Genomic DNA, 24,633 nt, shown 5'->3' with positions numbered 1-24,633 from the left:
TCCCCTAATTAAAAAAAACGGATGAAAAAGATCTTTTTACTCGCCTTATGTTTAGCAGGAGGTGCGCAGGTTGTAAAAGCGCAGAATGTAACCCGCGATAACAGGGTGATTACTACAGGTGTTCCATTTCTGCTTATTGCTGCCGATGCACGCGCCGGTGGTATGGCAGACCAGGGTGTTGCCACATCAACCGACGTATATTCTCAGCAATGGAACCCGGCTAAATACGCCTTTGCCTCTAACCAACAGGGGGTTGCCGTGAGTTATACACCATACCTTACCAGTATTGCCAATGATATTTCGTTAGGCCAGTTAAACTATTATTACAAGCTAAGAGACGAGCGCAGTGCTTTTGGTGCCAGTTTAAGGTACTTTAGCCTGGGCGATATAGAAATAAGGCAGGACGCTACAGATCCTGCGATTACCAGGTCGCCAAACGAATTTGCGCTGGATGTTTCGTACTCGCTTAAACTGCACGACCGTTTTTCCATGTCGGTTGCAGGTAGGTTAATCAACTCTAACCTTAAGGTTGCCGAGGCGGTTGCCGGCACTAGCTCAGATGCTAATGCAGCAGTATCGTACGCCTTTGACCTTGCCGGTTTTTACCAGAGCGAAGAAGAGGCCTATGCAGACTTTGACGGTCGCTGGAGGGCCGGTTTCAATTTCCAGAACCTGGGCCCGAAAATAAGTTATGATGCCGATACCAAGCTAAGTTCTAACTTCCTTCCGTCTAACCTTAGGCTGGGTGGTGGTTTCGATTTTATATTTGACGAATACAACACTGTGGGTGTAAGTGCAGAGGTTACCAAACTGCTTGTGCCTACGCCACCTGCCGATGTAAAGCCACTGGATGCTAATGGCGATGGCGATTATAACGATGCCGGTGATGTTAACGCTACTCAGGCAGAAGCGCTTTATGCTGAGAAACTTACTCAGTACAAAAACACCAACTGGGTTAGCGGTATCTTTAAATCATTTGGCGATGCGCCGGGTGGTTTTAGCGAAGAGCTAAAAGAAGTTACCTACTCTGTTGCTACAGAGTATACCTACAACCAGGCGTTTAATATGCGCTTAGGGTATTTCCATGAAAGTCCGCAAAAAGGTGCCCGTAAATTCTTTTCATTGGGTGCAGGTTTTAAATATACTACCGTAAAAATTGATTTTTCATACCTTTTCTCAGCCTCTACAGTAAGGAACCCGCTTGAAAACACACTTCGTTTTTCACTAAGTTTCAACTTTGGCGACGAATACGACCAGGATTAATATATGGAGAAACTCACTATAACTACCTCTTTTACTGTGTATGCTTCTGTAAACGAATTGCCGCAGGATGTGGCTGCGCTTATGGAGCAGGCTGTAGCGGTGCGAAAGGCATCGTATGCGCCGTATTCTAAGTTTCATGTTGGTGCCGCGCTACTGCTCGAAAACGGGCAGGTGGTAGTGGGTAGTAACCAGGAAAATGCAGCGTACCCCAGTGGCCTTTGTGCAGAGCGTACTGCGATTTTTTATGCCGGGGCAGCGTTTCCCGGGGTAAAAATTTTAAAAATGGCCATTAGTGCCGCTGCCGAGGAAAAGGTGGTTACAGATCCCATTCCGCCGTGTGGTGCCTGCAGGCAAAGCATAGCCGAATACGAGCTGAAACAGGATACGCCCATAGAAATTTTCTTTATGGGAGAAGAGGGTAAAGTATATTGTAGTGATTCGTTAAAAAATCTTTTACCCCTAACATTTGGGGGCGAATATTTATAAAAAATCAAAGGGATCGTTTTCGGTCCCTTTATTTTTTGCATACGTTTTAAAAAATAGTAAAATACTTGTTCTAAATTTTTTAGTTATAAAAGGGATGTGCTATTTTTGCATTTCGCAAATCCATATGAGGGTGCGATTTGCAGTTTCTGAAAAAGGATTAATAAGTACCAAGAGCAACATTAATTGAGCAATGAAAGAAATAACAAAAGAAGTGTACCTGAAATGGTATGAAGACATGCAGTTTTGGAGGAAGTTTGAGGATAAACTTGCAGCTTTATACATTCAGCAAAAAGTGAGGGGTTTCCTTCACCTATATAACGGTCAGGAGGCAGTACTTGCCGGCGCGCTACATGCTATGGACCTGTCTAAGGATAAAATGATTACTGCTTACCGTAACCACGTTCAGCCTATAGGTATGGGTGTAGATCCTCGCCGCGTTATGGCAGAGCTTCTTGGTAAAGCTACCGGTACTTCAAAAGGGCTTGGTGGTAGTATGCACATCTTTAGTAAAGAAAAAGGATTTTACGGTGGTCACGGTATCGTAGGAGGGCAAATTCCTCTTGGAGCCGGTATTGCCTTTGCCGATAAATATTTTGAAACAGGCGGTGTTACCCTTACCTATTTTGGTGATGGTGCTGCACGCCAGGGATCACTTCACGAGGCGTTTAACATGGCTATGCTGTGGAAACTTCCTGTAGTGTTTATTGTAGAAAACAACGGTTATGCCATGGGTACCTCTGTAGAGCGTACGGCTAACCACACAGATATATGGAAACTGGGTCTTGGCTACGAAATGCCATGTGGCCCTGTAGATGGTATGAACCCGGTAAAAGTAGCCGAAGCCATGCATGAAGCTATGGAGCGCGCACGCCGTGGTGATGGCCCTACATTCCTTGAAATGAAAACGTACCGCTACCGTGGCCACTCTATGAGTGATGCACAGCACTACCGTACTAAAGAGGAGGTAGAAGAGTACAAAAAAATAGACCCTATTACACAGGTGCTTGATATCATTAAAGACAAAGGCTACGCTACCGATGCAGAAATTGAAGCGATTGACCAAAGGGTAAAAGACCTTGTGGAAGAGTGCGAAAAATTTGCAGAAGAATCTCCGTACCCGGATCTTAATGTAATGTACGATGTAGTGTACGCACAAGAAAACTATCCTTTTTTACCACATAAACTATAACAGAACGCATGGCAAAGATTATTACAATGCCGCGCCTTAGCGACACAATGACCGAAGGTACTGTGGCTACGTGGCTTAAAAAAGTAGGTGACACTATAAAAGAAGGTGATATACTTGCAGAGATTGAAACCGATAAAGCCACTATGGAGTTTGAGGCTTTTGATGCAGGTACTCTACTATACATAGGAATACAGGAAGGCGATACTGCCCCTGTAGACAGCGTTCTTGCCATTATTGGTAAAGAAGGCGAAGATTACAAAGCGCTTCTTGATGGCAAAGGCGGTGATGCTGCCCCAGCTGCCGAGGCACCAAAAGCAGAAGCTCCAAAGGCTGAGGAAGCCCCTAAAGCAGAAGCTAAGGAAGAGAAAGCGGCACCTGCTGCAGAACTTCCTAAGGATGTTAAGATTGTTACCATGCCACGCCTAAGCGATACCATGACCGAAGGTACTGTGGCTTCGTGGCTGAAACAAGTAGGTGATACTGTAAAAGAAGGTGATATCCTTGCTGAAATTGAAACGGACAAAGCCACTATGGAGTTTGAAAGTTTTAATGCCGGTACACTACTTTACATTGGTATTAAAGAGGGCGAAAGCGCTCCGGTAGACAGCGTTCTTGCTATTATAGGCCCTGCGGGAACCGATGTAAGCGCTTACACCAGTGGTGCACCTGCGCCTGCTGCTGCCGCTCCTGCTAAAGAGGAAGCTGCTGCACCTGCTGCTAAAGAAGAAGCAAAAGAAGAAGCTGCTACAGAAACCGTAGCTACTGCCGATGGTGGTAGGGTATTTGTTTCTCCGCTTGCCCGTAAAATAGCTAAAGATAAAGGTGTAGATCTAAGTAAAGTTAAGGGTACGGGCGAAAACGGCCGTATTGTTAAGAAAGACGTAGAAAACTATACGCCTGCAGCCGCTGCTGCTCCGGCTCCTGCCGCTGCCGCACCTGCTAAGGAAACTGCTGCTGCGCCTGCTGCCGCGCCGGTATACACTCCGGTAGGCGAGGTGGCTACAGAGGAAGTTAAAAACAACCAAATGCGTAAGGTTATTGCTAAACGCCTTGGTGAATCTAAATTCTCTGCGCCAGAATACAGCCTTACCATAGAGCTTGATATGGATAACGCCATTGCAAGCCGTACAGTAATCAACTCGGTTCCTGATACTAAGGTGTCGTTTAACGATATGGTGATTAAGGCTTGTGCTATGGCACTGCGTAAGCACCCGCAAATAAACACCCAGTGGAAAGACGATGTTACCATTTACAACAAACACATAAGCATAGGTGTTGCTGTAGCGGTAGAAGACGGCCTTGTGGTGCCTGTACTTAAGTTTACAGACATGATGAGCCTTTCTCAAATTGGTACCGGTGTTAGGGATCTTGCAGGTAAAGCACGTAGCAAAAAACTGACTCCGGCCGAAATGGATGGCAGTACGTTTACCGTGTCTAACCTTGGTATGTTTGGCATCCAGGAGTTTACGTCTATCATCAACCAGCCGAACTCAGCTATCCTTTCAGTAGGTGCTATTGTTCAGAAGCCGGTAGTGAAAAACGGACAAATTGTTGTAGGCAACACCATGACTGTGACCCTAACATGCGACCACCGTACTATAGATGGTGCTACAGGTGCTCAGTTCCTGCAAACACTTAAACAATACATTGAAAACCCTGTAACCATGCTTGCATAACCTACAGCGTGTATATGATAAAGAGAACCCGTCCGTAAGGATGGGTTTTTTTTATTCCCCTCGTTCAGAGGGATTCCCGTAGGTGGGGGCGTAAAATCGTAATTGTAAAGATTGTTGCTCCGGTCTGATTTAATTTTGCTTATTTTGAATAGCGTTTTTATTAATCTTATTTTTACCTAATTATCAATATGAGTGGGTTTGATAAACTTTTAATGTTTGTGGTGCTATTTTGTATTTCTTACAAAGTATCAGCAGATGCAATGCCTAAAGGTTACCAACAATATCAGTTTGACATTAAAACCAAAGTAGACTCTATATTGGTTCAGGAGTCAGATGTTTTATCTTTTAACGTTTATGACACTTTAAAGTCGCATTGGGTAAATAACTACATTATTTGTCAAGACAATTCATGCAGGTTTGTAGGCCACGCTTATAAAAAATATCAACGGTTGCTGTTGTTTTCAGGGGGAAGACAAATAACTTTGCCGGTTTATGAGCCTGTGGGCAGTAACCCCACTTTTGTGGTTTCTCAAGTAGATGGTAATTACAAAATACAGGAAACCACAAGCTTTTTGTTTCGTGGTAAAACAGGTGAAATATTAAGGGCTTTATCCATTACTCTGTTTTTGGAATTGCTTACGGCAGCCTATGTATTCGGTAACCAGATAACCAAAAAGAAAATTAGGTTGGTCACTTTGATGAATTGCATATCACTCCCTTTAGCATGGCTTTCATTCGATGCTGTTTCTCCCTATATAGATAGTTGGCTTTTGCTTATTTTGGGGCTCGAATTAATCATATTTGTGTCTGAATTTCTTTTTCTTCGGTATTTTTTGAAGGAGATATCGCCTATAAGGTTGTTTAATTTTTCGCTCGTTGCAAACGCTATAAGTTTTATCATTGGCGGGTTTTTATATATAGTAAGCACATTTTTGTAAATTATCTAATGTTATGTTAGACCTCTTTAACCCCGAATCTGATAGCTCCCATAACCTCCTGCCGAAAGACGGTGAGGTGAATTACTACGGTCATGTAATCCCATTGGCGCAAGCCAATCATTATTTAGAAAAATTGCTAAACGATGTAGAGTGGCGTAATGATGAGGCTATTATCTTCGGGAAACTAATCATTACCAAACGCAAGGTGGCATGGTACGGCGATAAGCCGTTTAGCTATACCTACAGCCGGACTACTAAGCACGCGCTACCCTGGACACCTGAACTTTTAGAACTGAAAAAACTTGCCGAGGAGCGTACGGGAGAAACCTACAATTCCTGTTTGCTTAACCTGTACCACACCGGAGAAGAAGGTATGGCGTGGCACAGCGATGCCGAAATCATGCTGAAGAAAAATGGTGCTATAGCCTCGTTCAGCTTTGGTGCCGAGCGTAACTTTAGTTTTAAGCACAAGGAGAGTAAAGAAGTAGTTTCTGTCTTTTTAGAGCATGGCAGCCTGCTGGTTATGAAAGGCACCACACAAACGCACTGGCTGCACCGGCTTCCGCCCACAAAAAAAGTAACGCGTCCGCGGGTAAATCTTACCTTTAGGACTATTGTAGGGGAATAGTTATTATTTACTATTTTAGCCGAAACAATCACATCATCATGAAAAAACTAACACTAGCCGCGCTGTTATTGCTTGGCGGAATATCGTCAACTTTTGCACAGGTAAAAAAAGAATATACAGTTCAGGAAAGCTCTGTTGCTGCTACATTGAAATATCTTTCTTCAGATGAGCTTGAAGGTCGCCTTGCCGGTAGCCCTGGTCTTGAAAAAGCCGCTGCCTACCTGGAGGACATCCTGAAAAAAAACGGCGTTAAACCCTACTTTAAAACCTATAAAGATACGCTGACCAATTTTGATAAACCTACGTACAACGTGGTGGGATACATAGAAGGAACCGACCCGGTACTGAAAAAAGAATTTGTAGTTTTCGGGGCGCATTATGACCATATAGGACTTGCAGAAGACCCTACCGGTGGCGACAACGTGTACAACGGCGCTAACGACGATGCCAGCGGTACCACTACCGTAGCCGAACTGGTGCAGTATTTTGCCAAAAATAAAAGCAAGCGCAGTATACTGTTCTGCTTTTTCTCGGCTGAGGAGGCGGGGCTTTTGGGGTCGAGGTCGCTGGTAAAAAAACTTAAGGCAAAGAACTTTAATATGTACGCCATGCTGAATTTTGAAATGGTGGGTGTACCTATGAAGCGCGATATACTGGCGTATGTTACCGGATGGCACATGAGTAACATGGGCGACAAGATTAACGAATATTCGGGTAAGAAACTGGTAGGCTACCTTGATGTGGAAATGAAGTACCAGCTGTTCCGCCGTAGCGATAACTACAGTTTTTACAAGGAATTCAACAAACCGGCTCAAACGATTTGTACCTTTGATTTCGAAAACTTTGATTACTACCATAAGGTAGAGGATGATTTTGAACACATGAACATTGCCGCCATGACGCATTTTATACAAGAGATAATTCCGGTTGCCGATAAAATGGTAAACGCACCGGCGGGCGATATTGTAATGAAAAAATAAATGAGTAAAAATATTATTATAACGGGTACCAGCCGTGGCATAGGCTATGAACTGGCACTGCAGTTTGCTAATGCGGGCCATAACGTACTGGCTATTTCGCGTAAAACGCCACAAACGCTTTTAGAGCACAGTAACATAACCTGCCTTTCGGTAGATCTTAGCGATGTTACTGCGCTGGAGGGAGTAGGCTTATTTATAGACCAGACATGGAAAAAAGCCGATGTGCTTATCCACAACGCGGGTGCGCTGCTGCACAAACCGTTTGGCGAAATTACTGCCGATGAGTTTGAATACATTTATAAAGTAAACGTATTTGGTGTAGCAGCCCTAAATAGGGTGGTGCTGCCTTACATGCCTGCCGGTAGCCATGTGATTACCGTGAGTAGTATGGGCGGTATACAGGGCAGCATGAAGTTTGCCGGGCTTGCAGCCTATAGCAGTAGTAAAGGTGCGGTAATAACGCTGTCTGAATTGCTTGCAGAAGAATATAAAGACAGGGGCGTGGCCTTTAACGTGCTGGCACTGGGCGCTGTAAATACAGAGATGCTTCAGGAGGCGTTCCCGGGCTATGAGGCGCCGCTTTCAGCAGTGCAAATGGCCGATTATATTTATAACTTTGCCCTTACGGGTACTACATACTTTAACGGTAAGGTGCTGCAGGTATCGAGCACTACGCCATAATTTCTATTTTCAGGTGAAGGATATTTTAGCGCGATACGTTCCGGAGCATGCTGTAGATGCGTCTTTTGAGCTTATAAAGCACTATGGCGTACACCTGAAAATAGTAAACGAACGTGTAACCCGCCATGGCGACTATCACAGAGACCAGTCGGGTTACCACCGTATTACCGTAAATGCCAGCCTTAACAAGTACCGTTTCCTGATTACCCTGGTGCACGAGATTGCCCACCTTGTGGCTTTTGAAACCTTTGGGCGAAACATAAAACCGCACGGGGAGGAGTGGAAGCGTACCTTCCAGAAACTAATGGTACCGTTTATACGGCCGGAGGTATTTCCGGGGGCATTACTGCCTTTGCTTGCCAGGCATTTTAAAAATCCTAAAGCCAGCAGTGATACCGATGCCACGCTTTCGCTTGCCTTAAAACAATATGACGAGCGCGATCCTTCTAAAAACTATATTTTTGAAATCCCGTTTGGCGCGTGTTTCCGCATACATAACGGGCGGGTGTTCCGTAAGGGGGCGCAGCGCCTTAAGCGATTTGAATGTACAGAATTGAATACCGGCAGGGTATTCCTTTTTTCGCCAAATGCCGAAGTTGAAGTTGTTTCAGTGTAAAGGCTACCTTCATTTTTTTAACATTAGGGTAGGGTAAAACTTTTGTAAGATGTTTTTTTAAAAATGAGTGAGGTAGAAACGGCCTGAAAGGGTGTATATTTACCGCAAAAACCAGTCTTTAACAAAACTCTTGTAAATGGAACCAACTTTACATCGTTGCCGCAATTACGCGGCTATCCTTTTTTTTCTCCTTTCTTTAAATATGTTTGGGCAGCTCAGTGCGTTTACACTAACCGTAACACCCACTCCACAAACCTGTTTAGGCAATGGTTCGCTTGCGTTTTCGGTTTCGGGTACTACTCCGGGCGCTACCATAACGTATGATGTTTTTTTGTTGCCAAACGTTACCACACCGTTGGTTTCCGGTAGTAACACAACAGTAAGCAGCCTGGCGGCCGGTAATTACAGGGTAGTGGCTACGCAAATGCTGGGTAACCTTAGTAACACACAAACGGCAGATACCACCATTGTAAACAACGTAGTTAACCTTACTTTTGGCCTTACTCTTACAGATATTACCTGCAACAACAATGGTGTTATAACGGTAAACGTATTTACGGGGAATGCCGTTTCTTACCAGATAACAAGGGGCCCTATGACACGCCCCGCGCAGGCATCTAATGTGTTTAGCGGTATGGCACCGGGTATTTACAGGGTAGCGATAACCGATAATTGCGGCGAAACATTTACCCGGGATGTTACCCTTACACAACAAGCGGCACAAATAAATATAGCCGGGCCTAGCTATGTCCCGGGGCCTTTAGCAGGGTGTAACCTGATTTCTGTTTACAATGCTTATGAGGCTCCAATAGGTATTGGGGTAATATACCCACTTTTAGTAACTTACACGGTATTTCCTCCTGGCGGAGGGGCAGCAATAACACGGACACAGGTTATTGCTACGGGTGATACTGTCGGGCTTTTGCAGGCCGATCTTCCGTTTTACTATAACCAGCAGTATTCTTATAACGTTGTTATAACAGATGCCTGTGGCAACAACTTTGTACGTAATAATAACATTATAAATAAAAAAATAGCAATTGGAACCTCGGTTAAAAATGGAGAATGCAGTGGAGTGTGGTTTAGCATAACACCCACTTCGTATATAGGCCCATATACTATTAACTTTACGAGCAGCCCTGCCGGTTTTAACCCATTGACAGCAAATCCGCAGCATCCTACTTTTAACGATGTTACAGAGTATGGCAGCGCAACAAATCCTATACCGGAAGGCAGTTATACGTTTACCCTTACAGATGCCTGTGGGCATACAGAATCTAAAACAATAAACGTAACCTATCCTCCTGATGCTCCTTCGGCTACGGTAGAGGCACTGTGTGGTGCGGCTACCGGCAGTGTAAAAATACAATTTAGTGTAAGGACTGTTGCCCAGGTAACGGTAACCCAGGCGCCACCGGCATACCCGGGCAATTTGCCGGGAAACCTGTCTGCATTTATAGCACCAGACGGTTCTTTCTTTATAGACAACATACCTCAGGGTGATTATATGTTTGTAGTGGTAGACAGCTGTGGCGAAAGCCATAATTTACCTGTGTCGGTAACGCCTACGCCTAATGTGCAGTCGTTTACGGTTATCCCAAGGGCAGGTTGTACCGAAGGTTTTGGCAGTATAAGGGTATATGGGTCTGCTACTACCACTTTTACCACAGTACGCATTACTGCAGCACCCGCCGCTTTTACCGGTACGCTGCCCTTTGATATATCTTCGTACATAAGTACTGCCGAGCCTAATCCCGGACAACTTTTTATAAATAATCTCCCGGAGGGTGTTTATACCATAGCGTTTACCGATCAGTGTAATTTTACCCAAACCCAGCAGGTTACCGTAGCAGGCTACCATATTACAACAAACAACGTAACCATTATACCACATTGTGGTTCATTTGATATTGATGTTCAGCATACCAGTACAGGTAACTATGCGCAGTCTTTTTGGCTGCAAAAGTACAATGCTGTTACAGGGAAATGGGAGCACCCGCAAACCGGTGTGGTGTACGACGATGGAACAACTCCTACTTTTGCAAATGCTGTATTCTTAAACGTTAATACCCTTACGCTTAACCTTGACTATGTGGGACATTTCAGGGTATTGAAAGTGTTTTATGTATACGACAACGGAGTTTCTCAAACAGTGCCTTGTATAGCTACTGTAAATGAGTTTGACTTTGACGGTGGCCCTGCCATTATAAATGTTACACCGTTTCCGTGTGCAAACGGTACGGTACAGGCGGTTGTTACGGTGTCTGGCGTGCCACCGTTTACGTATGCAATTACCAGTAAAAACGGAGATACAAGTTTCCTGATAAATAACGGCACCAGCAGCGTATTCCAGGGGCTTACAGCGGGCAGGTACAACTTCCGCGTTTCAGATAACTGCGGAAACGTTCGTAATAAAGAATTTACCATAAATGCGCAGGATCCTGTTGCTGTTACCGCTACAGGCTTTTGCGAAGGAGAGACCAGTACGCTGAGTGTACCCGGTTACACGTTTTTAAGTTACCAATGGTTTGCCACGGCTAATCCTACGGTAATATTAAGCACGTCTGCTACGCTTAACTTTCCTGCTTTTAACTCGGCCACGCAGGCGGGTGAATATACCGTGCGCATTATAGCTACCGATCCCGGATCTTGCCTTAATCAAACCTTAGTACATACAGTAGGGCCTAATGTATTGCCTAATGCAGGTACAAGCTCAAGTGTGTCGGTTTGTAACGGTGCTGCCGGCACTATAGTTAACCTTGCAGGCCAACTGGGCACAACGTACGATGCAGGTGGTGTATGGGCTGATGTAGACAGTGCAGGCACACTTACAGGCAGTAACTTTAATACTGCCGGTGTAGCCCCGGGCACGTATCGCTTTAGCTATACTGTAACGGGTGCGTGTGCCACTACAGATGTGGCTACCGTTACCGTAGAGCTTAAAGCAGTACCGGTGGCTCCGGTTCCGGCACCTCAGGCCGATGTATGTGTGGGTGCTAATGTACGGCTTACAGTACCGGCTACCAGCGGTGCGGTGTACTCTTGGACAGGGCCAAATGGTTTCAGTTCGTCTCAAAGAGAGCCTCAGCTTGCTAATGTTACGCAGGCACAATCAGGCACCTATTCGGTTACCGTTACGGTAAATGGTTGTACTTCTGCTCCGGGTACCGTAAGCTTTACCGTTGTGCCGCTGCCTTTTGCCGGAAACGATGCCACCCTTACACAATGTAACCCGTTTACAAATCTCGACCTGTTCTCTTATATCGGCACTGGCTATACCACAGGGGGTACCTGGACCGATGTAGATGCTACGGGCGCGCTTAATACTTCAAATTTCAATACAGCACTGGTGGGTGCAGGTACCTACCACTTTAAATATTCGGTAAGCAGCCCATGCGGCATTACAGATGATGCGCTGGTAACAATTACCCTTAATGCCACACCTGCGGCACCGGTTGTATCTCCTGTAGGAATAAGCTGCGAAGGTAGTAGCATACAGCTTACGGCTTCTGCGGTAAGCGGGGCTGTATACGCCTGGACGGGGCCAAACGGATTTACGTCTTCACTACAAAACCCTGTGCTTGCAAACGCAGTTCCGGCACAATCCGGGCTGTATGAGGTTACCGTTACGGCAAACGGATGTACTTCTCCGGCGGCTTCGGTTAATGTAACCATTAGTCCGGCACCAAATGCCGGGGTTACTGCTACCGAAAATGTATGTAATACAGGTAGTATAATCAACCTGTTTAATAGCTTGGGTACCACTTATGATGCCGGAGGTACATGGACCGACCTTAACGCGGCAGGCACTATGACAGCAGGTAATTTTAATACCGCAGGCATAGCTCCGGGAACGTACAACTTTAAATATGAAGTAACCAGTGCCTGTGGTGCTACAGACAACGCCATAGTAACCGTAGTACTTAATAATATACCTAACGCGCCTGTAGTACCGGCGGTAGCTGCCGTATGCGAAGGCCAGGATGTGCAACTTACGGCTGACATTGTTGCCGGGGCGGTTTATAGCTGGACGGGCCCTAACGGTTTTACAGCTTCTGTACAAAATCCGTTGATTGCGGAGGCAGGTACGGCAGCATCGGGTGTGTATAGTGTAACCGTTACGGTAAACGGCTGTACATCGGCTGCTACCACTACAAGTGTGTTGGTTAAGCCAAGGCCGCAGTATACCATAGAGGGCGATGCAATATTGTGTGCCGGGCAAAGCACCGTGCTCGAGGTGGTTCCGGCCAACTTTAATGCGGCAGACATGACCTACAAATGGTACAAAGGAACCGATGTGCTTGCCAATACCTCTACAACACTACCGGTAACTGATTTCGGTGATTATACCGTGGAAGTTAATAATGGTACGTGTACCGCATCTAAAAGTTTTAATGTGTCGCTTAACCCTAATCCGTTTGACGTGGAACCGATAGCCGGATGTGAAAACAACGACTATATAATCAGGGTACAAAATATAGCTGATATAACTGATGTGGCTTCGGTTTCATGGACCGGGCCGGGTAGCTTTACAGCTTCGGGTGCCTCAGTAGATATAACAGGGGAGGCTACTGGCGTATACAAAGTTACTGTAACACAAAACGGCGGCTGTTCGGCTACAGGTTCGGTTACAGTAACAAACACGTTTTGCGCCATACCAAAAGGTATTTCTCCGGGCGACGGAGACTATAATGAGGAGTTTGACCTCTCTAACCTTGATGTAAGGCACCTGAAGATATTTAACCGTTACGGTTTACAGGTATACGAAAAGTACGATTACAAAAATGAATGGCACGGCCAGTCTGACAAGGGCGACCTGCCTACGGGTACGTATTTTTATGTAGTTACGCTGTCTAAAGGTAAACAGCTAACAGGCTGGGTATACCTGCTTAGGAAGGTTTAGTTTTCCATTAATAGTTTTTCACAAAAAAAGCTTAGGCACTGCCTAAGCTTTTTTATTATATACGGTAAAGATATTACTTGTTGTTTTCTTCCTCCTCGGCAAGCAGGCTTTCGCGTACTTTTTTGAAAAGGTCAGACGAGTATACAAACTCCACAATCGATTTGTTTCGCGTTTCCAGGATTTGTTCGTTATTACCTTCCCATTCCTTAATACCGTTTTTAAGGAACACAATTTTCTCGCCTATTTGCAGTACCGAGTTCATATCGTGGGTGTTAATCACGGTAGTAATGTTGTATTCTTTAGTGATCTCCTGTACCAGCTCGTCTATTACAATACTGGTTTCAGGGTCAAGCCCCGAGTTCGGCTCATCACAAAACAGGTACTTAGGGTTGTTTACAATAGCGCGGGCTATCGCTACCCTTTTTTGCATACCGCCCGATATTTCGTTAGGGAATTTTTTGTTGGCATCTTTAAGGTTTACCCTGTCCAGTACCTCATTTACCCTGCTACGTATTTCAGATGTCTTTTTATTGGTAAACATACGCAGCGGAAACGCCACGTTTTCTTCTACTGTCATGCTGTCAAACAGGGCACTGCCCTGAAACACCATACCTATTTCTGTACGCAGGTCGCGTTTTTCATCCGGTGTAAGTTCGCTGTAAACGCGGCCGTCAAAAGATATGGTACCGCTATCGGGTGTGTGTATGCCAAGCAGTGTTTTTAGCATTACGGTTTTACCCGAACCGCTTCGGCCAATGATAAGGTTAGTCTTCCCCGATTCAAACGTGGTAGAAATTCCTTTTAAAACCTCGGCTTCGCCAAACGATTTCCTTATGTCTTTAACTTCTATCATTAGCTTAATAGTAAAGTGGTAATAATGTAATTGATAAGAATGATAACCACACTAGACCATACAAATGATGTAGTACTGGCTTTACCTACCTCAAGCGCGCCGCCTTTCATGTAAAAACCATGGAACGAAGGGATTGTGGCAAGCACAAAACCAAACACCGCCGTTTTAAAGAACGCGTAGAATACGTGGAACGGAATAAACTCGCGCTGTATACCTATCAGGAACTCCTCGCTGCCTATAAACCCACCGTATACGCCGGCCAGCCATCCGCCCAAAATACCGAGGAACATAGAAATAGATATTACAAACGGGTATAGCATAAACGCTACAATTTTAGGGAACACAAGGTAGTTAAGCGAGTTAACCCCCATAACCTCAAGGGCGTCTATCTGTTCTGTAACGCGCATGGTACCAATACTCGATGTAATGTATGACCCTGCACGGCCCGCCATAATTATAGAAATAAAAGTAGGGGCAAACTCCAGTATTACAGATTGCCTGGTGGCAAAGGCTATAAGCGATTTAGGAATAAGCGGGTTAGTAAGGTTTAGCGCCGTTTGTATGGCTACAACTCCGCCAATAAAGAACGAAATAAACGCTACTATACCCATAGAGCCTATAATAAGGTCGTCTATTTCTTTAAATATTAACGGACGCATTACCTGCCATTTGGTAGGTTTGTTAAATACTTCCTTAAGCATCAGGAAATAACGGCCTATTTGTTCTAAAGCTTTTATCATGTACGTGTGTGCGGAAATTATCGGCTAAAGTACCGATTTACATTTGTTTTTTGATTGTAGTTAATAGTTTTTTAATAAAAAAGCTTCTGAGTCGGTTAGTTACTGAGCTACTAAGCTTCTTAGGTTTTAAGCTTTTAGCACACTGAAAACTGCGACTGTGACTTAAAACTACTTAAAAACCTTCTGTTTCATTTTTTTCCAGCGGTAGGCACGTATAAACGTAGCCTGCTCCGGGGTTACCAGCATAGGTTTCTTATCGTTCTTTGCCTGTAAAAAACCTTTTATGTAGTCAATAAACAATAACGGTTTACCCTTACGCATGGCGAGTTTTGCCCCTGCTATGGTGGTTATCAGCAGGCCATAACCCAGGCTGTAAAACGCCTCGCCCTGTTTGTAACGCGCGGCTTTGTTATAGTTGGCTCCCGTAGGTTTCAGGTGTTTTACCTTCAGGCGTTCTATGGTAACTACCTTCCAGCCGTAAAATTTGGCAATAAGCTCATCGGCGGTATCCCAACCCATAGCCGTGCGCAGCCCGCCCATTTGGGTAAACAGTTCCTTGCGGTAGGCTTTAAATGCACCGCGTATGTGGTCTTTATCGGTAAGGTTTTCCAGTATCCACTCGCCATTCTTTTCTATATAGGCAAAACCGCCCGCCATGCCCACAGTGTCATCTGCCTTAAAGGCGTTTAGCACTGTTTTAAAATAATCAGCAGGAAGTATAAGGTCGGCATCCAGTTTTACAATGATGTCATACCCTTCGTCTACTGTGGCGTACCCCGCATTAAACGCCTGTATTACTTTGCTGCCGGGCAGGTGTACCGCAGCCGAATCTTTGTTAACCAACGATATCCAGGGGTATTTCGCGGCATATTCGGCTACAATTTCTCCGGTACGGTCTGTACTGTTATCGTTTACCACCACTGCTTTTGCAGGGAGTACGGTTTGTGCGGCAAGAGATTCCAGGGTTACCCCCATAAAGGCTTCCTCGTTGTGCGCGGGTATTATTACGTAGTATTTCATTTTGAAATATAAAAGAAGTGCAAATATCCTTAATTTTGCCGTAACCGAAAAACGAAACCTTGGATAAGAACGTATTTGTAATCATAGTTACCTACAACGGATCGCGTTGGATCAATAAGCTCATACCGTCATTGCTGGCGTCGTCTTATCCGGTACGTATTATTGCGGTAGACAATCAAAGTACAGACGATACCGTGGCCCTGCTGCTGCAGCACCCCGAAGTAGACCTTATACAAACCGGCAGCAACCTGGGTTTTGGCAAGGCCAATAACATAGGCATGCTAAAAGCGCTGGAGCTGGGGGCAGATTACCTGTTTTTGCTCAACCAGGATGCGTGGGTTTTTGAAAATACGGTAAATAGTCTGGTTGCTAACATGAAGGCAAACGCACAAGTAGGGCTGCTTAGCCCACTGCATTTTCAGGCCAATGAAACCGAATACGATACGTCTTTCGCTACCTACTTAAGCCGGAAAACGGCAGAGGTAAACGGGTTGCCATTAGTTCCGTTTGTAAATGCCGCCGCCTGGATGCTTAGCCGTGCATGCGTAGAGAAAGTTGGTTACTTTGAGCCGCTTTTCGGGCATTATGGCGAGGACCGAAATTATTGCGACCGTGTGGCGTACCATAACTTCTTCATTGCCATAGACCCAAAGGCTAAAATTGTACACGACCGTGTTATTACGCGCAACTTTAATAAAGATGTTACCCAAAGCCGCTACAAGCTGCTTTCGGCATTAATAAACCCCAAGTATAGCCTTACGCAAGCGTACCTTCAAGGCGCAAAAGAAGCCGTGGGTTTACCTAAGTATTTTGCCAAATTCTACGGTTTTGGCAAAGCCTTTATACTGTTTAGCACTTTAAGCGGTTACTACCTGAAGTTTTTATTTAACCCGGCCCCCATAAAGGAGGCCCGTAAACGCGCGCTGTAATGGAAAAGCAACACGTAGCTCCTATGAAGCAGGTGATTTGGTTTGCCATTTTTAATTACCTGGGCACTGCCATAGGGGTAATCAGTACGTTGTTTATTTACCCAAAAAATAAAGAGTTGCTGGGTACCATACGGTATATAGATAACATATCGCAGCTGCTGTGCCCGGTAATGGTACTGGGTGCCAGCCAGGCACTGATTAAGTTTTACCCCGCGCTGGATGAGCGCCATCAAAAACAGCTGTTTAACTACAGCATAGTGTCGGTGCTGCTAACCAGCCTTGTTACGTTTTTAGGGCTTACAGTATATGCGAATTTAAGTACAGATCCTTACATAAACCTGGTATATTTTGCGTTTCCGGTGGCCATAGCACTGGCTTTTGTAGAGTTGTTTAAAAAGCAGCTCCAGGATTTGCAACGCATAGCCGTTCCTTCGCTTTTTGAAAAGATAATTCCTAAACTGATATTGCCGGCGGCGTTTTTACTGGTGCTGTATGGCGGTGCTACCTACAACCACGCGATATGGGTGTATATAGGAGGCTTTATTTTTATAACGCTTTTTACTGCAATATACCTGTTTAAGTACTACAAACCCGGGCTTAATTACCGGTTTAAAACCCTGTTTGGCGAGATTTCGCGGAAAGATTATTTCAGGTACAGCTTGTATGCGCTGGCGGGGAGTTTAGGCTCGTTACTCGCCTTTAGGATAGATGGTATTTTTATTCCAAATTATATTTCTATTGAAGCTAACGGTACCTTTAGCATAGGCTCTATGCTGGCCAGTACGCTGCAAATACCCGCAGTGGGTTTGTTTGCGCTGTACGCGCCCGTTATTTCGGCCTACCTGAAAGACCATAACCTTACCGAACTGAATGTGAAATACAAGGAAATCGCACGCCTGTTGTTTTTTATAGGGGCGGTGCTATACGGCTGTATTTTCCTGGGGATAGAAGACTTATTCCGGCTAATGCCTGATTATAACAAGCTAAAAGATTCTATAATCATTGTAGAAATTTTGGGTTTTAGCGTACTCATTAACATGGCTACGGGCTTTAACGGCGAAATTATTACTTACAGTAAATATTACCGTTTTAACCTTATTGCGGTAGGTATACTCGTTGCGCTAAACGTAGCCCTGAACCTACTGTTTATACACCTGGGGTACGGTATAGCAGGGGTGGCGTGGGCATCTTTTATAAGCATGACGATATTTAATATCAGCAAGTTACTTTTTATCTATAAAAAGTTTGGCCTGCTACCGTTTGATGGCAAGTTTTTTAAAATGGGCTTTATTTTCCTGCTGGCGGGTTTTGCGCTGTATATATTGCCACAGCTGGGCTCGCACCTGTTTACCTTAATTTATAAAACAACGGTGTATGCAGGTATTACTGTATTTGCCACGTATAAATTAAGGCTTGTGTACCAACTGAACGTTTGGGTAACACAAGCCTTAAAGAAGTTGGGTATTAAACAATAACGCTGTTTAGCAAAAGATTTAAGATTAAGAAAAATCTGTAAAGGAAGTTCACACTTACTAACCTGAAACTTCCAAAAGCAACTACTTAAAGTTTACAATCGGCCAACCGTTTTTATCCCATTTCAGCTCGGTTACAATCAGTTTGCTGGTGCCACCATCAGGGATAGAGTAGCCGTGCGCGACAAAGTACTCCTTACCGTCTATCTTATATACAGCATTGTGCCCCAGGGCAGCGTACTTTACGCCATCGCCCACGGCAAAGTCAGTTCCGTTGCCATCGAGCATGTTATATCCGGCCTTATCTACATAAGGGCCTGTAACCGATTTAGAACGCCCTACAACCACGTGGTAGTTACTGTTTACCCCACGGCAACACATATCAAAAGACGCGAATAAATAGTAATAATCGTTGTGTTTATACACAAAGGCACCTTCTATCTGGCTGTCTTCAAGTCCGTAATTATAAGGCTTTTGGCTGCTTGGCCTTCGGGCTATGCTGTGCCATTCTTCGGGGTGTGCAAGCCCCATCATGTCAGCGGTCATTTTTACAGCTTTAATCCCATCCCAAAACGACCCAAACACAAACCACGGCGTTCCTGAATCATCTACCACCACGGTAGGGTCTATGGCCTGCCAGGTATCGCGCCCCATAACGCTCTGTACTATTTTACCATGGTCAGTCCACTTATAATCAGGGCTTTTCTGGTTAAGGGTAGGGGAGGTGGCATGGCCTATGGCAGCATCGGGCTTACCGGGGGTGGCATTGCAGGCATAAAACAGGTGGTATTGCCCTTTGTAAAAAATAATATCGGGTGCCCAAATGTCGCCTTTAAAATGGGGGAGAGCCTTAAGTACCCATTCGGGCAGTTTATCAAAAACAGGCTTTCCTTCTGTCCACGTTTTCAGGTCTTTAGAGTACATGGTGGGTATGCCCTTGCCGGTTCCAAATACATAAAACGTATCGCCGTCTTTAGCCATAACAGGGTCATGCACGCCCGGGTTTTTAGGGTTAAACGGCAGCACCGGAAGTTCGGGTGGCGGGAGTTCCTGGCTGTAAGAATTTACGGCAATTAATAACAACGAGCAATAAAGTAATTTTTTAAGCATAATATTATAAATGTTTATTTTACACTTATGCTAAGATAGTAAAAATTTATAACGATTTCGTTGGATGAGATTCCGAGGTTAGAGTTTACTTCGTCCGTTCGGCTACCGCCTCGGGTCAGGTTCGTTGCGTTAACGTTCCACAACTTGAAATTTGAAGCTTGAAATTTGAAACTAAAAAAGCGAAGCATTGTACTGAAACCCATCCTTCAGTAAAAACTGTAAACCCTATACATACCGCTGCGGAATATTATTTTTCGGATTGAAATTGTTATATTTTTTATTATGAATGAGATAGCTGTTTTTAGTGCTGTAGCCAATGCCGGAATATCTTTAAAAAACGTAAAAATTTTTATACCAATTGCGGAAAATCTTTTTTGTGCTAAAATAGTATATATGTTGCTGTAAAGAAGTTTCAAACTCATTTTTGATAGCGGTAGTGGCCGTTTATGGTGTACTCAAAAAGGCAATCTTCCAGCGCCTGGCCGTAACCAATGTTATGTACCATTTTGTACCTGCCACCTGCTCCTTTTTTATCTACCACAATGCCTATGTGCGGCCTGCCGCTGGGTAGCCTCCACGATACAATATCACCGGGTTTATAATCCGCCGGGTTTTTACTCACCGGCAGGCTTTTTCCCTTGCGTGAAAAAAACACCTCTAAATTAGGCACGCGCCTGTGGTCTATATTGGTATCTGTTCCCTGTAATCCCCACGATTTAGGATACTTAGAGAAGTTGGACGCCATATCTTCGTGTACTTCTTTCTGCAGGTCTATGCCCAGTTTACGGTAGCTGCGTATAACCACATCGGTACATACGCCCCGGTCTTTGGCTACATCGCCGTTAGGATATGCAATCTTTGTGTAATCAGCATCATAGCGCACGTTTGGGTTTACAATACTGAGTGCTGCAGTTGATAGTTTTGAGTAAAAATCCGTTTGGTTTACAGGGGTTTGGCTTACGCCAAAAAGCAAGAGCAGCAGTAACAGTGGTTTCATGGTTTGAGGTTTTTTAACCTAACGTAAAATCTACCCTACTTAGTGTGCACTGTTTTATGTATCTTCGCACAAACCAACAACCCTTGATCATGGAAGATACCACGTCCTCTTTTTCCATAAAGTACTGGGCAGAAGATGATAAGCCCCGCGAAAAACTAATGCTGAAAGGCCAGATAGCACTTAGTGACGCTGAGCTGATAGCCATACTTATAGGCTCAGGAAGCCGTAACGAAAGCGCCGTGGAACTAAGCAAGCGCATCCTTAAATCGGTAGATAATAACCTTAGCGCCTTAGGTAAGCTGACTATCAATCAGTTAATGGCTTTTAAAGGTATTGGCGAAGCCAAAGCCGTAACCATAGCCGCTGCTATGGAACTGGGCCGCCGCAGAAGGGAAGAGGCTGTACGTGAGCTGGATAAGATAACCAGTAGTAAGGCGGTTTTCCAAATCATGCAACCCATAATAGGCGAGCTGCCCCATGAGGAATTTTGGGTTTTGTATCTTAATAATTCTAATAAGGTAATTTATAAGAGCCAGTTGAGTAAGGGCGGGCTTACGGGTACCGTGGTAGATGTGCGTTTGATTTATAAAACAGCACTGGAACACAATGCGGTAGCAATTATATTAAGCCATAACCACCCAAGTGGCGCTCTGCAGGCAAGTGTACCCGATAAGCAAATTACCAAGCAGTTGCAGGTGGCCGGGCAGGCGCTGGATATTAAGGTGTTAGACCACGTTATTATAACCGAACACAGCTACTTAAGCTTTGCTGACGAGGGGATTTTGTAGCAGTCAGCTTTCAGCCATTAGCTTAACCCCGGATTTTAAAACAATTAAGTTGCTTAATTAAAGCTGATAGCTGACAGCTAACAACTTACAGCTAATTAAATAACTTCCTGTATTCCAGAGGGCTTACATCTGTTTTGCTCTTAAATAACTTACTGAACGATTGCGGATGTTCAAAGCCCAGCCTGTACGCGATTTCACTAACGGTAAGGGGCGTTGTGCTCAGTATTTCCTTAGCTTTTTCTATCAGTTTGCCGTGTATGTGCTGCTGCGCGTTTTGGCCTGTGTGAGCCCGCAGCATACTACTAAGGTATCCGGCAGATACATTTAAATGTGCAGCAAGGTCTTTTACGGCAGGCAGGCCGTTTATTTCATCTTTAGAAAAATAGTTATTCAGCCACGTTTCTATTCGTGTAAGCAACTCGTTGTTAGCCTGTTTACGGGTTATAAATTGCCGGTTATAAAACCTGTCTGAATAGTTAAGCAGCAATTCTATGTGAGATAAAATGAGGTCGTGTGTAAAGCGGTCTATGTTGTTATGGTATTCCTGAGCTATGTTTTCCATAATCCCTTCAACCATAGCTTCTTCCTTTTTACTCAGATAAAGCGCTTCGTTAATGGCGTACGAAAAAAACTCGTAGTTTTTTATTTTTCGCGCCAGGGGGCTACCCATTAAAAAATCCGGGTGAAACATAAGCATATAACCTTTGGGTATGCGGTTTTCGCGTTCCTCGTAGCACAGCTGTCCCGGGGCTATAAATGACATTACCCCTTCGTCAAAATCATAGTAATTTTGCCCGTAGCGTATTTTACCTTTTACATCTTTTTTAATGGCTATCATGTAAAAGTTCATAACAAGGCCTGTTTCAAAATTTGCGGGCGAATCTATTATATCTTCAAACCGTATAAAACTTACCAGAGGATGCTCGGGTTCGGGCATTCCGTTAGCACGATGTAACTCGCTTATGCTGTTTACAATATAAGGATTGTTTAGCTTTTTCATATCAGTATACCCAAAGGGCTACCGTAAAGATAGCCCTTTTTGTAATTTAAATATTAAAGATTTACCATACTCATACCCCAGGCATCGTAGCGGTTTCCGGTTTCGGTACCTAATGGTATCATACTTTCCAGCCTGTGCATTTCTTCGGCGGTTATGTTTATTGATGCCGCGGCAAGGTTTTGTTCAGCGTATTTTACGCGTTTTGTTCCCGGTATGGGTACAAAGCCTTTGTTTACCGCCCAGGCTATGGCAAGTTGCGATGGCGTTACGCCCTTGGCTACAGCTAATTCGTTTATAGCGTTTAGCAGCGTTATGTTCTTATAAAACTGCTCGCCCTGAAACTTTGGTATACTACGGCGAAAGTCGTTGTCGGGGAAATCATCGGGTGTTTTTATCTCCCCTGAAATAAACCCGCGTCCCAAAGGCGAATAAGGTACAAACCCGATACCCAATTCATTAAGTGCATCCAGTATTCCCTGTTCTTCCACACTGCGTTCAAAGAGTGAATACTCGCTTTGCAGTGCTGTAATTGGGTGCACGGCATGCGCGCGCTTAATGGTTTCTGCGGCTACTTCACTTAGTCCTATGTAACGCACCTTACCTTCTTTAACCAGGTCTGCCATAGCGCCCACGGTTTCTTCAATAGGTGTCTCGGGGTCCAACCTGTGCATATAGTACAGGTCTATGTAATCCGTTTCCAGGTTTTTAAGGGAACGCTCGGCAGCGGTTTTTACATAGTCTTTTTTCCCATTAATACGCCACGTAAGCTGCTCATTGCCATCTATCTCCCAGGCAAACTTTGTAGCAATGATATACTTATCGCGGTTGCCGGTAATGGCTTTGGCTATAAGCCTTTCATTTAAGTGCGGTCCGTATAAATCGGCAGTGTCCAGAAAGTTACCGCCCAGCTCTAATGATTTGTGTATGGTGGCTATGGCCTCCTGTGCATCTGCCTTACCGTAAATGTCATTCCCTGCCATAGTGGTCATTCCCATGCATCCCAGGCCAATAGCCGGTACTACAAGTCCCTGGCTTCCGAGTTTTACTTTTTTAATGCTCATTGTTTTTTGAATTAATGATTGAACACTACAAAGTTCAGCAAAGGCCGGGGATAGGCTGTAGCCAAAACGGATGCCGTTGTAGCCAAAACAGCTTGGTTTTCTTTTGGTATAAATCGCAGGATTGTATTATAGGTTTGTTAATCTGTGAGGAAAAACCATGTTTGTGCCGTAATTTTACCACCAAATTACTAATGCAATGGATAATTACACCATGACATTTTACTGCCACGACTGCCTGAGTATTCCGCCGGACCCCCGTATGCGGCAGAAGGATCTTGAGCAGCAGGTGCTTCAGCGCATGATAGATCATAAACTGGAGTTAATAGACTTTAACCTCACCGAAAACTATCATACCTATCCGGGCTACGAAAAGCGTGCCGGCCAACATAAAACGCTGGTAGAAATGCGTTTGTATCTTACAAGGTTTGATTTGCGCAGCAGGGATTCTATTTATAACCGTTGCCTTAGCGCGCTGCAAAACGGCGAACTTTCACTGTCTGGCCTTGAGGAAAAGGATACAGATGACTACCCCGTAATTTTTATTTTTGACAACAAAGACCAGTCTGCTGCGTCTTAAGTGTTTTTTATTGTTTTTTTAAGCCAACCTGAATATTAAAATTCTTTCTCTTTCACTGCATTTTTGTTACTTTGCATACCTATACACTACACTTAAGGTATGATTAGCACCCGCAATTTGCGATTTACATACGGTAAAGGAACTGATTTTTCTTTTCCGGACATTACAGCCATACCCGCCGAAACCCTGCTTATTACAGGTGGTTCGGGCCGGGGGAAAACCACGTTGCTGCATTTGCTTGGCGGCTTACTACGCCCGCAACAGGGTGAAGTTATTATTGGCGATACTAATATTGCTGCACTTTCAGAGAAACAGCTGGATCATTTCCGGGGAAAAAACATTGGCATTGTACTGCAACAATCGTATTTTGTTGCGGCACTGTCTGTTTTAGATAACGTTGTGCTTGCTTCATGGCTTGCCACAGGCAAGGAAGCTAAAGACAAAGCGGTTACCCTGCTTACAGACCTGGGGCTAAAAGAGCAGTTGCATAAACTACCCTCACAGCTTAGTATAGGGCAGCAGCAGCGCGTGTCTGTGGCCCGTGCACTTATAAACAGTCCTAAGCTTCTTTTGGCCGATGAGCCTACCAGCAGCCTGGACGATGAAAACGCGTACATAGTGGCTGATTTACTTTCGTCACTGGCCAAACAGCACGGTACATCGTTAATCATTGTAACTCATGACCAACGTCTTAAAGACCGATTTACAAACCAAATTGCGCTGTAA

The 24,633-nt window shown here is 44.5% G+C and carries 22 protein-coding genes; 15 read left to right on the top strand and 7 right to left on the bottom strand.

Annotation, left to right across the window (positions count from 1 at the left end; all coding sequences use genetic code 11):
* Window positions 1–21: 21 nt before the first annotated feature.
* The 10 genes from porV to ACLI08_RS10960 all read left to right on the top strand — a co-directional run bounded on the left by porV (window position 22) and on the right by ACLI08_RS10960 (window position 13,360).
* Entirely contained in the window at window positions 22–1,263 is a 1,242-nt protein-coding gene (gene porV / locus ACLI08_RS11005) for a type IX secretion system outer membrane channel protein PorV (protein WP_411428537.1), read from the top strand.
* A 3-nt stretch (window positions 1,264–1,266) separates the two neighbouring features.
* Window positions 1,267–1,749 carry a cytidine deaminase gene (gene cdd / locus ACLI08_RS11000; protein WP_411428536.1) on the top strand — a complete coding sequence of 161 codons (483 nt, stop codon included), beginning with the start codon at window positions 1,267–1,269 and terminating at the stop codon, window positions 1,747–1,749.
* 190 nt (window positions 1,750–1,939) lie between these two features.
* The gene (gene pdhA, locus ACLI08_RS10995) at window positions 1,940–2,938 is read left to right on the top strand and encodes a pyruvate dehydrogenase (acetyl-transferring) E1 component subunit alpha (RefSeq protein ID WP_411428535.1); all 999 of its coding nucleotides are present in this window, start codon (window positions 1,940–1,942) and stop codon (window positions 2,936–2,938) included.
* 8 nt (window positions 2,939–2,946) lie between these two features.
* Window positions 2,947–4,614, top strand: a complete 1,668-nt coding sequence (locus tag ACLI08_RS10990; RefSeq protein ID WP_411428534.1) for a 2-oxo acid dehydrogenase subunit E2 — start codon at window positions 2,947–2,949, stop codon at window positions 4,612–4,614.
* Window positions 4,615–4,802: 188 nt separating this feature from the next.
* The gene (locus tag ACLI08_RS10985) at window positions 4,803–5,552 is read left to right on the top strand and encodes a hypothetical protein (RefSeq protein WP_411428533.1); all 750 of its coding nucleotides are present in this window, start codon (window positions 4,803–4,805) and stop codon (window positions 5,550–5,552) included.
* Between the two features lie 13 nt (window positions 5,553–5,565).
* On the top strand, window positions 5,566–6,180 hold the full coding sequence (locus ACLI08_RS10980) for an alpha-ketoglutarate-dependent dioxygenase AlkB family protein (RefSeq protein ID WP_411428532.1): 615 nt from the start codon (window positions 5,566–5,568) through the stop codon (window positions 6,178–6,180).
* A gap of 38 nt (window positions 6,181–6,218) precedes the next feature.
* Window positions 6,219–7,160: a M28 family metallopeptidase gene (locus ACLI08_RS10975; protein WP_411428531.1), complete on the top strand. Its 942-nt coding sequence runs from the start codon at window positions 6,219–6,221 to the stop codon at window positions 7,158–7,160.
* Window positions 7,161–7,841 (top strand): SDR family NAD(P)-dependent oxidoreductase, encoded by a 681-nt coding sequence (locus ACLI08_RS10970; protein WP_411428530.1) that lies wholly within the window; start codon window positions 7,161–7,163, stop codon window positions 7,839–7,841.
* 13 nt (window positions 7,842–7,854) lie between these two features.
* A complete protein-coding gene (locus ACLI08_RS10965) occupies window positions 7,855–8,457 on the top strand; it encodes a SprT-like domain-containing protein (protein WP_411428529.1) in 603 nt (200 codons plus the stop codon).
* Between the two features lie 136 nt (window positions 8,458–8,593).
* Window positions 8,594–13,360 (top strand): gliding motility-associated C-terminal domain-containing protein, encoded by a 4,767-nt coding sequence (locus ACLI08_RS10960; RefSeq protein WP_411428528.1) that lies wholly within the window; start codon window positions 8,594–8,596, stop codon window positions 13,358–13,360.
* Window positions 13,361–13,433: 73 nt separating this feature from the next.
* Here ACLI08_RS10960 and ACLI08_RS10955 read toward each other — a convergent pair whose 3' ends face one another.
* The 3 genes from ACLI08_RS10955 to ACLI08_RS10945 all read right to left on the bottom strand — a co-directional run bounded on the left by ACLI08_RS10955 (window position 13,434) and on the right by ACLI08_RS10945 (window position 15,973).
* Window positions 13,434–14,213, bottom strand: a complete 780-nt coding sequence (locus tag ACLI08_RS10955; protein ID WP_411428527.1) for an ABC transporter ATP-binding protein — start codon at window positions 14,211–14,213, stop codon at window positions 13,434–13,436.
* Window positions 14,213–14,953 (bottom strand): MlaE family ABC transporter permease, encoded by a 741-nt coding sequence (locus tag ACLI08_RS10950; protein WP_411428526.1) that lies wholly within the window; start codon window positions 14,951–14,953, stop codon window positions 14,213–14,215. The genes ACLI08_RS10955 and ACLI08_RS10950 overlap by 1 nt, the downstream gene beginning before the upstream one ends.
* A 168-nt stretch (window positions 14,954–15,121) precedes the next feature.
* Entirely contained in the window at window positions 15,122–15,973 is an 852-nt protein-coding gene (locus ACLI08_RS10945) for a glycosyltransferase (protein WP_411428525.1), read from the bottom strand.
* A gap of 59 nt (window positions 15,974–16,032) precedes the next feature.
* On the opposite strand from ACLI08_RS10945, the gene ACLI08_RS10940 reads away from it, so the two are divergent.
* Both ACLI08_RS10940 and ACLI08_RS10935 read left to right on the top strand, forming a co-directional pair.
* Window positions 16,033–16,902: a glycosyltransferase family 2 protein gene (locus ACLI08_RS10940; protein ID WP_411428524.1), complete on the top strand. Its 870-nt coding sequence runs from the start codon at window positions 16,033–16,035 to the stop codon at window positions 16,900–16,902.
* Window positions 16,902–18,377, top strand: a complete 1,476-nt coding sequence (locus ACLI08_RS10935) for a lipopolysaccharide biosynthesis protein (protein ID WP_411428523.1) — start codon at window positions 16,902–16,904, stop codon at window positions 18,375–18,377. Before ACLI08_RS10940 ends, ACLI08_RS10935 begins: the two co-directional genes overlap by 1 nt.
* Window positions 18,378–18,458: 81 nt before the next feature.
* Here ACLI08_RS10935 and ACLI08_RS10930 read toward each other — a convergent pair whose 3' ends face one another.
* Window positions 18,459–19,484 carry a family 43 glycosylhydrolase gene (locus ACLI08_RS10930; RefSeq protein WP_411428522.1) on the bottom strand — a complete coding sequence of 342 codons (1,026 nt, stop codon included), beginning with the start codon at window positions 19,482–19,484 and terminating at the stop codon, window positions 18,459–18,461.
* Window positions 19,485–19,902: 418 nt separating this feature from the next.
* Window positions 19,903–20,481 (bottom strand): DUF1287 domain-containing protein, encoded by a 579-nt coding sequence (locus ACLI08_RS10925; RefSeq protein WP_411428521.1) that lies wholly within the window; start codon window positions 20,479–20,481, stop codon window positions 19,903–19,905.
* An 89-nt stretch (window positions 20,482–20,570) separates the two neighbouring features.
* Between ACLI08_RS10925 and radC the strand changes: the two genes are divergently transcribed.
* Window positions 20,571–21,269, top strand: a complete 699-nt coding sequence (radC, locus tag ACLI08_RS10920) for a RadC family protein (protein ID WP_411428520.1) — start codon at window positions 20,571–20,573, stop codon at window positions 21,267–21,269.
* Between the two features lie 91 nt (window positions 21,270–21,360).
* On the opposite strand, the gene ACLI08_RS10915 is transcribed toward radC, so the two are convergent.
* Together ACLI08_RS10915 and ACLI08_RS10910 are read right to left on the bottom strand one after the other, a co-directional pair.
* Window positions 21,361–22,269, bottom strand: coding sequence for a helix-turn-helix domain-containing protein (locus ACLI08_RS10915; protein WP_411428519.1), 909 nt, complete (start codon window positions 22,267–22,269; stop codon window positions 21,361–21,363).
* Between the two features lie 53 nt (window positions 22,270–22,322).
* Entirely contained in the window at window positions 22,323–23,330 is a 1,008-nt protein-coding gene (locus ACLI08_RS10910) for an aldo/keto reductase (RefSeq protein WP_411428518.1), read from the bottom strand.
* A 196-nt stretch (window positions 23,331–23,526) separates the two neighbouring features.
* Between ACLI08_RS10910 and ACLI08_RS10905 the strand changes: the two genes are divergently transcribed.
* Both ACLI08_RS10905 and ACLI08_RS10900 read left to right on the top strand, forming a co-directional pair.
* The gene (locus tag ACLI08_RS10905) at window positions 23,527–23,907 is read left to right on the top strand and encodes a hypothetical protein (RefSeq protein WP_411428517.1); all 381 of its coding nucleotides are present in this window, start codon (window positions 23,527–23,529) and stop codon (window positions 23,905–23,907) included.
* Window positions 23,908–24,006: 99 nt separating this feature from the next.
* Window positions 24,007–24,633, top strand: coding sequence for an ABC transporter ATP-binding protein (locus ACLI08_RS10900; RefSeq protein ID WP_411428516.1), 627 nt, complete (start codon window positions 24,007–24,009; stop codon window positions 24,631–24,633).

The organism is Flavobacterium sp. RNTU_13, assembly GCF_046614455.1.
Taxonomy (GTDB): Bacteria; Bacteroidota; Bacteroidia; order Flavobacteriales; family Flavobacteriaceae; genus Flavobacterium.
This window is presented reverse-complemented; position numbering and strand designations above follow the sequence as displayed.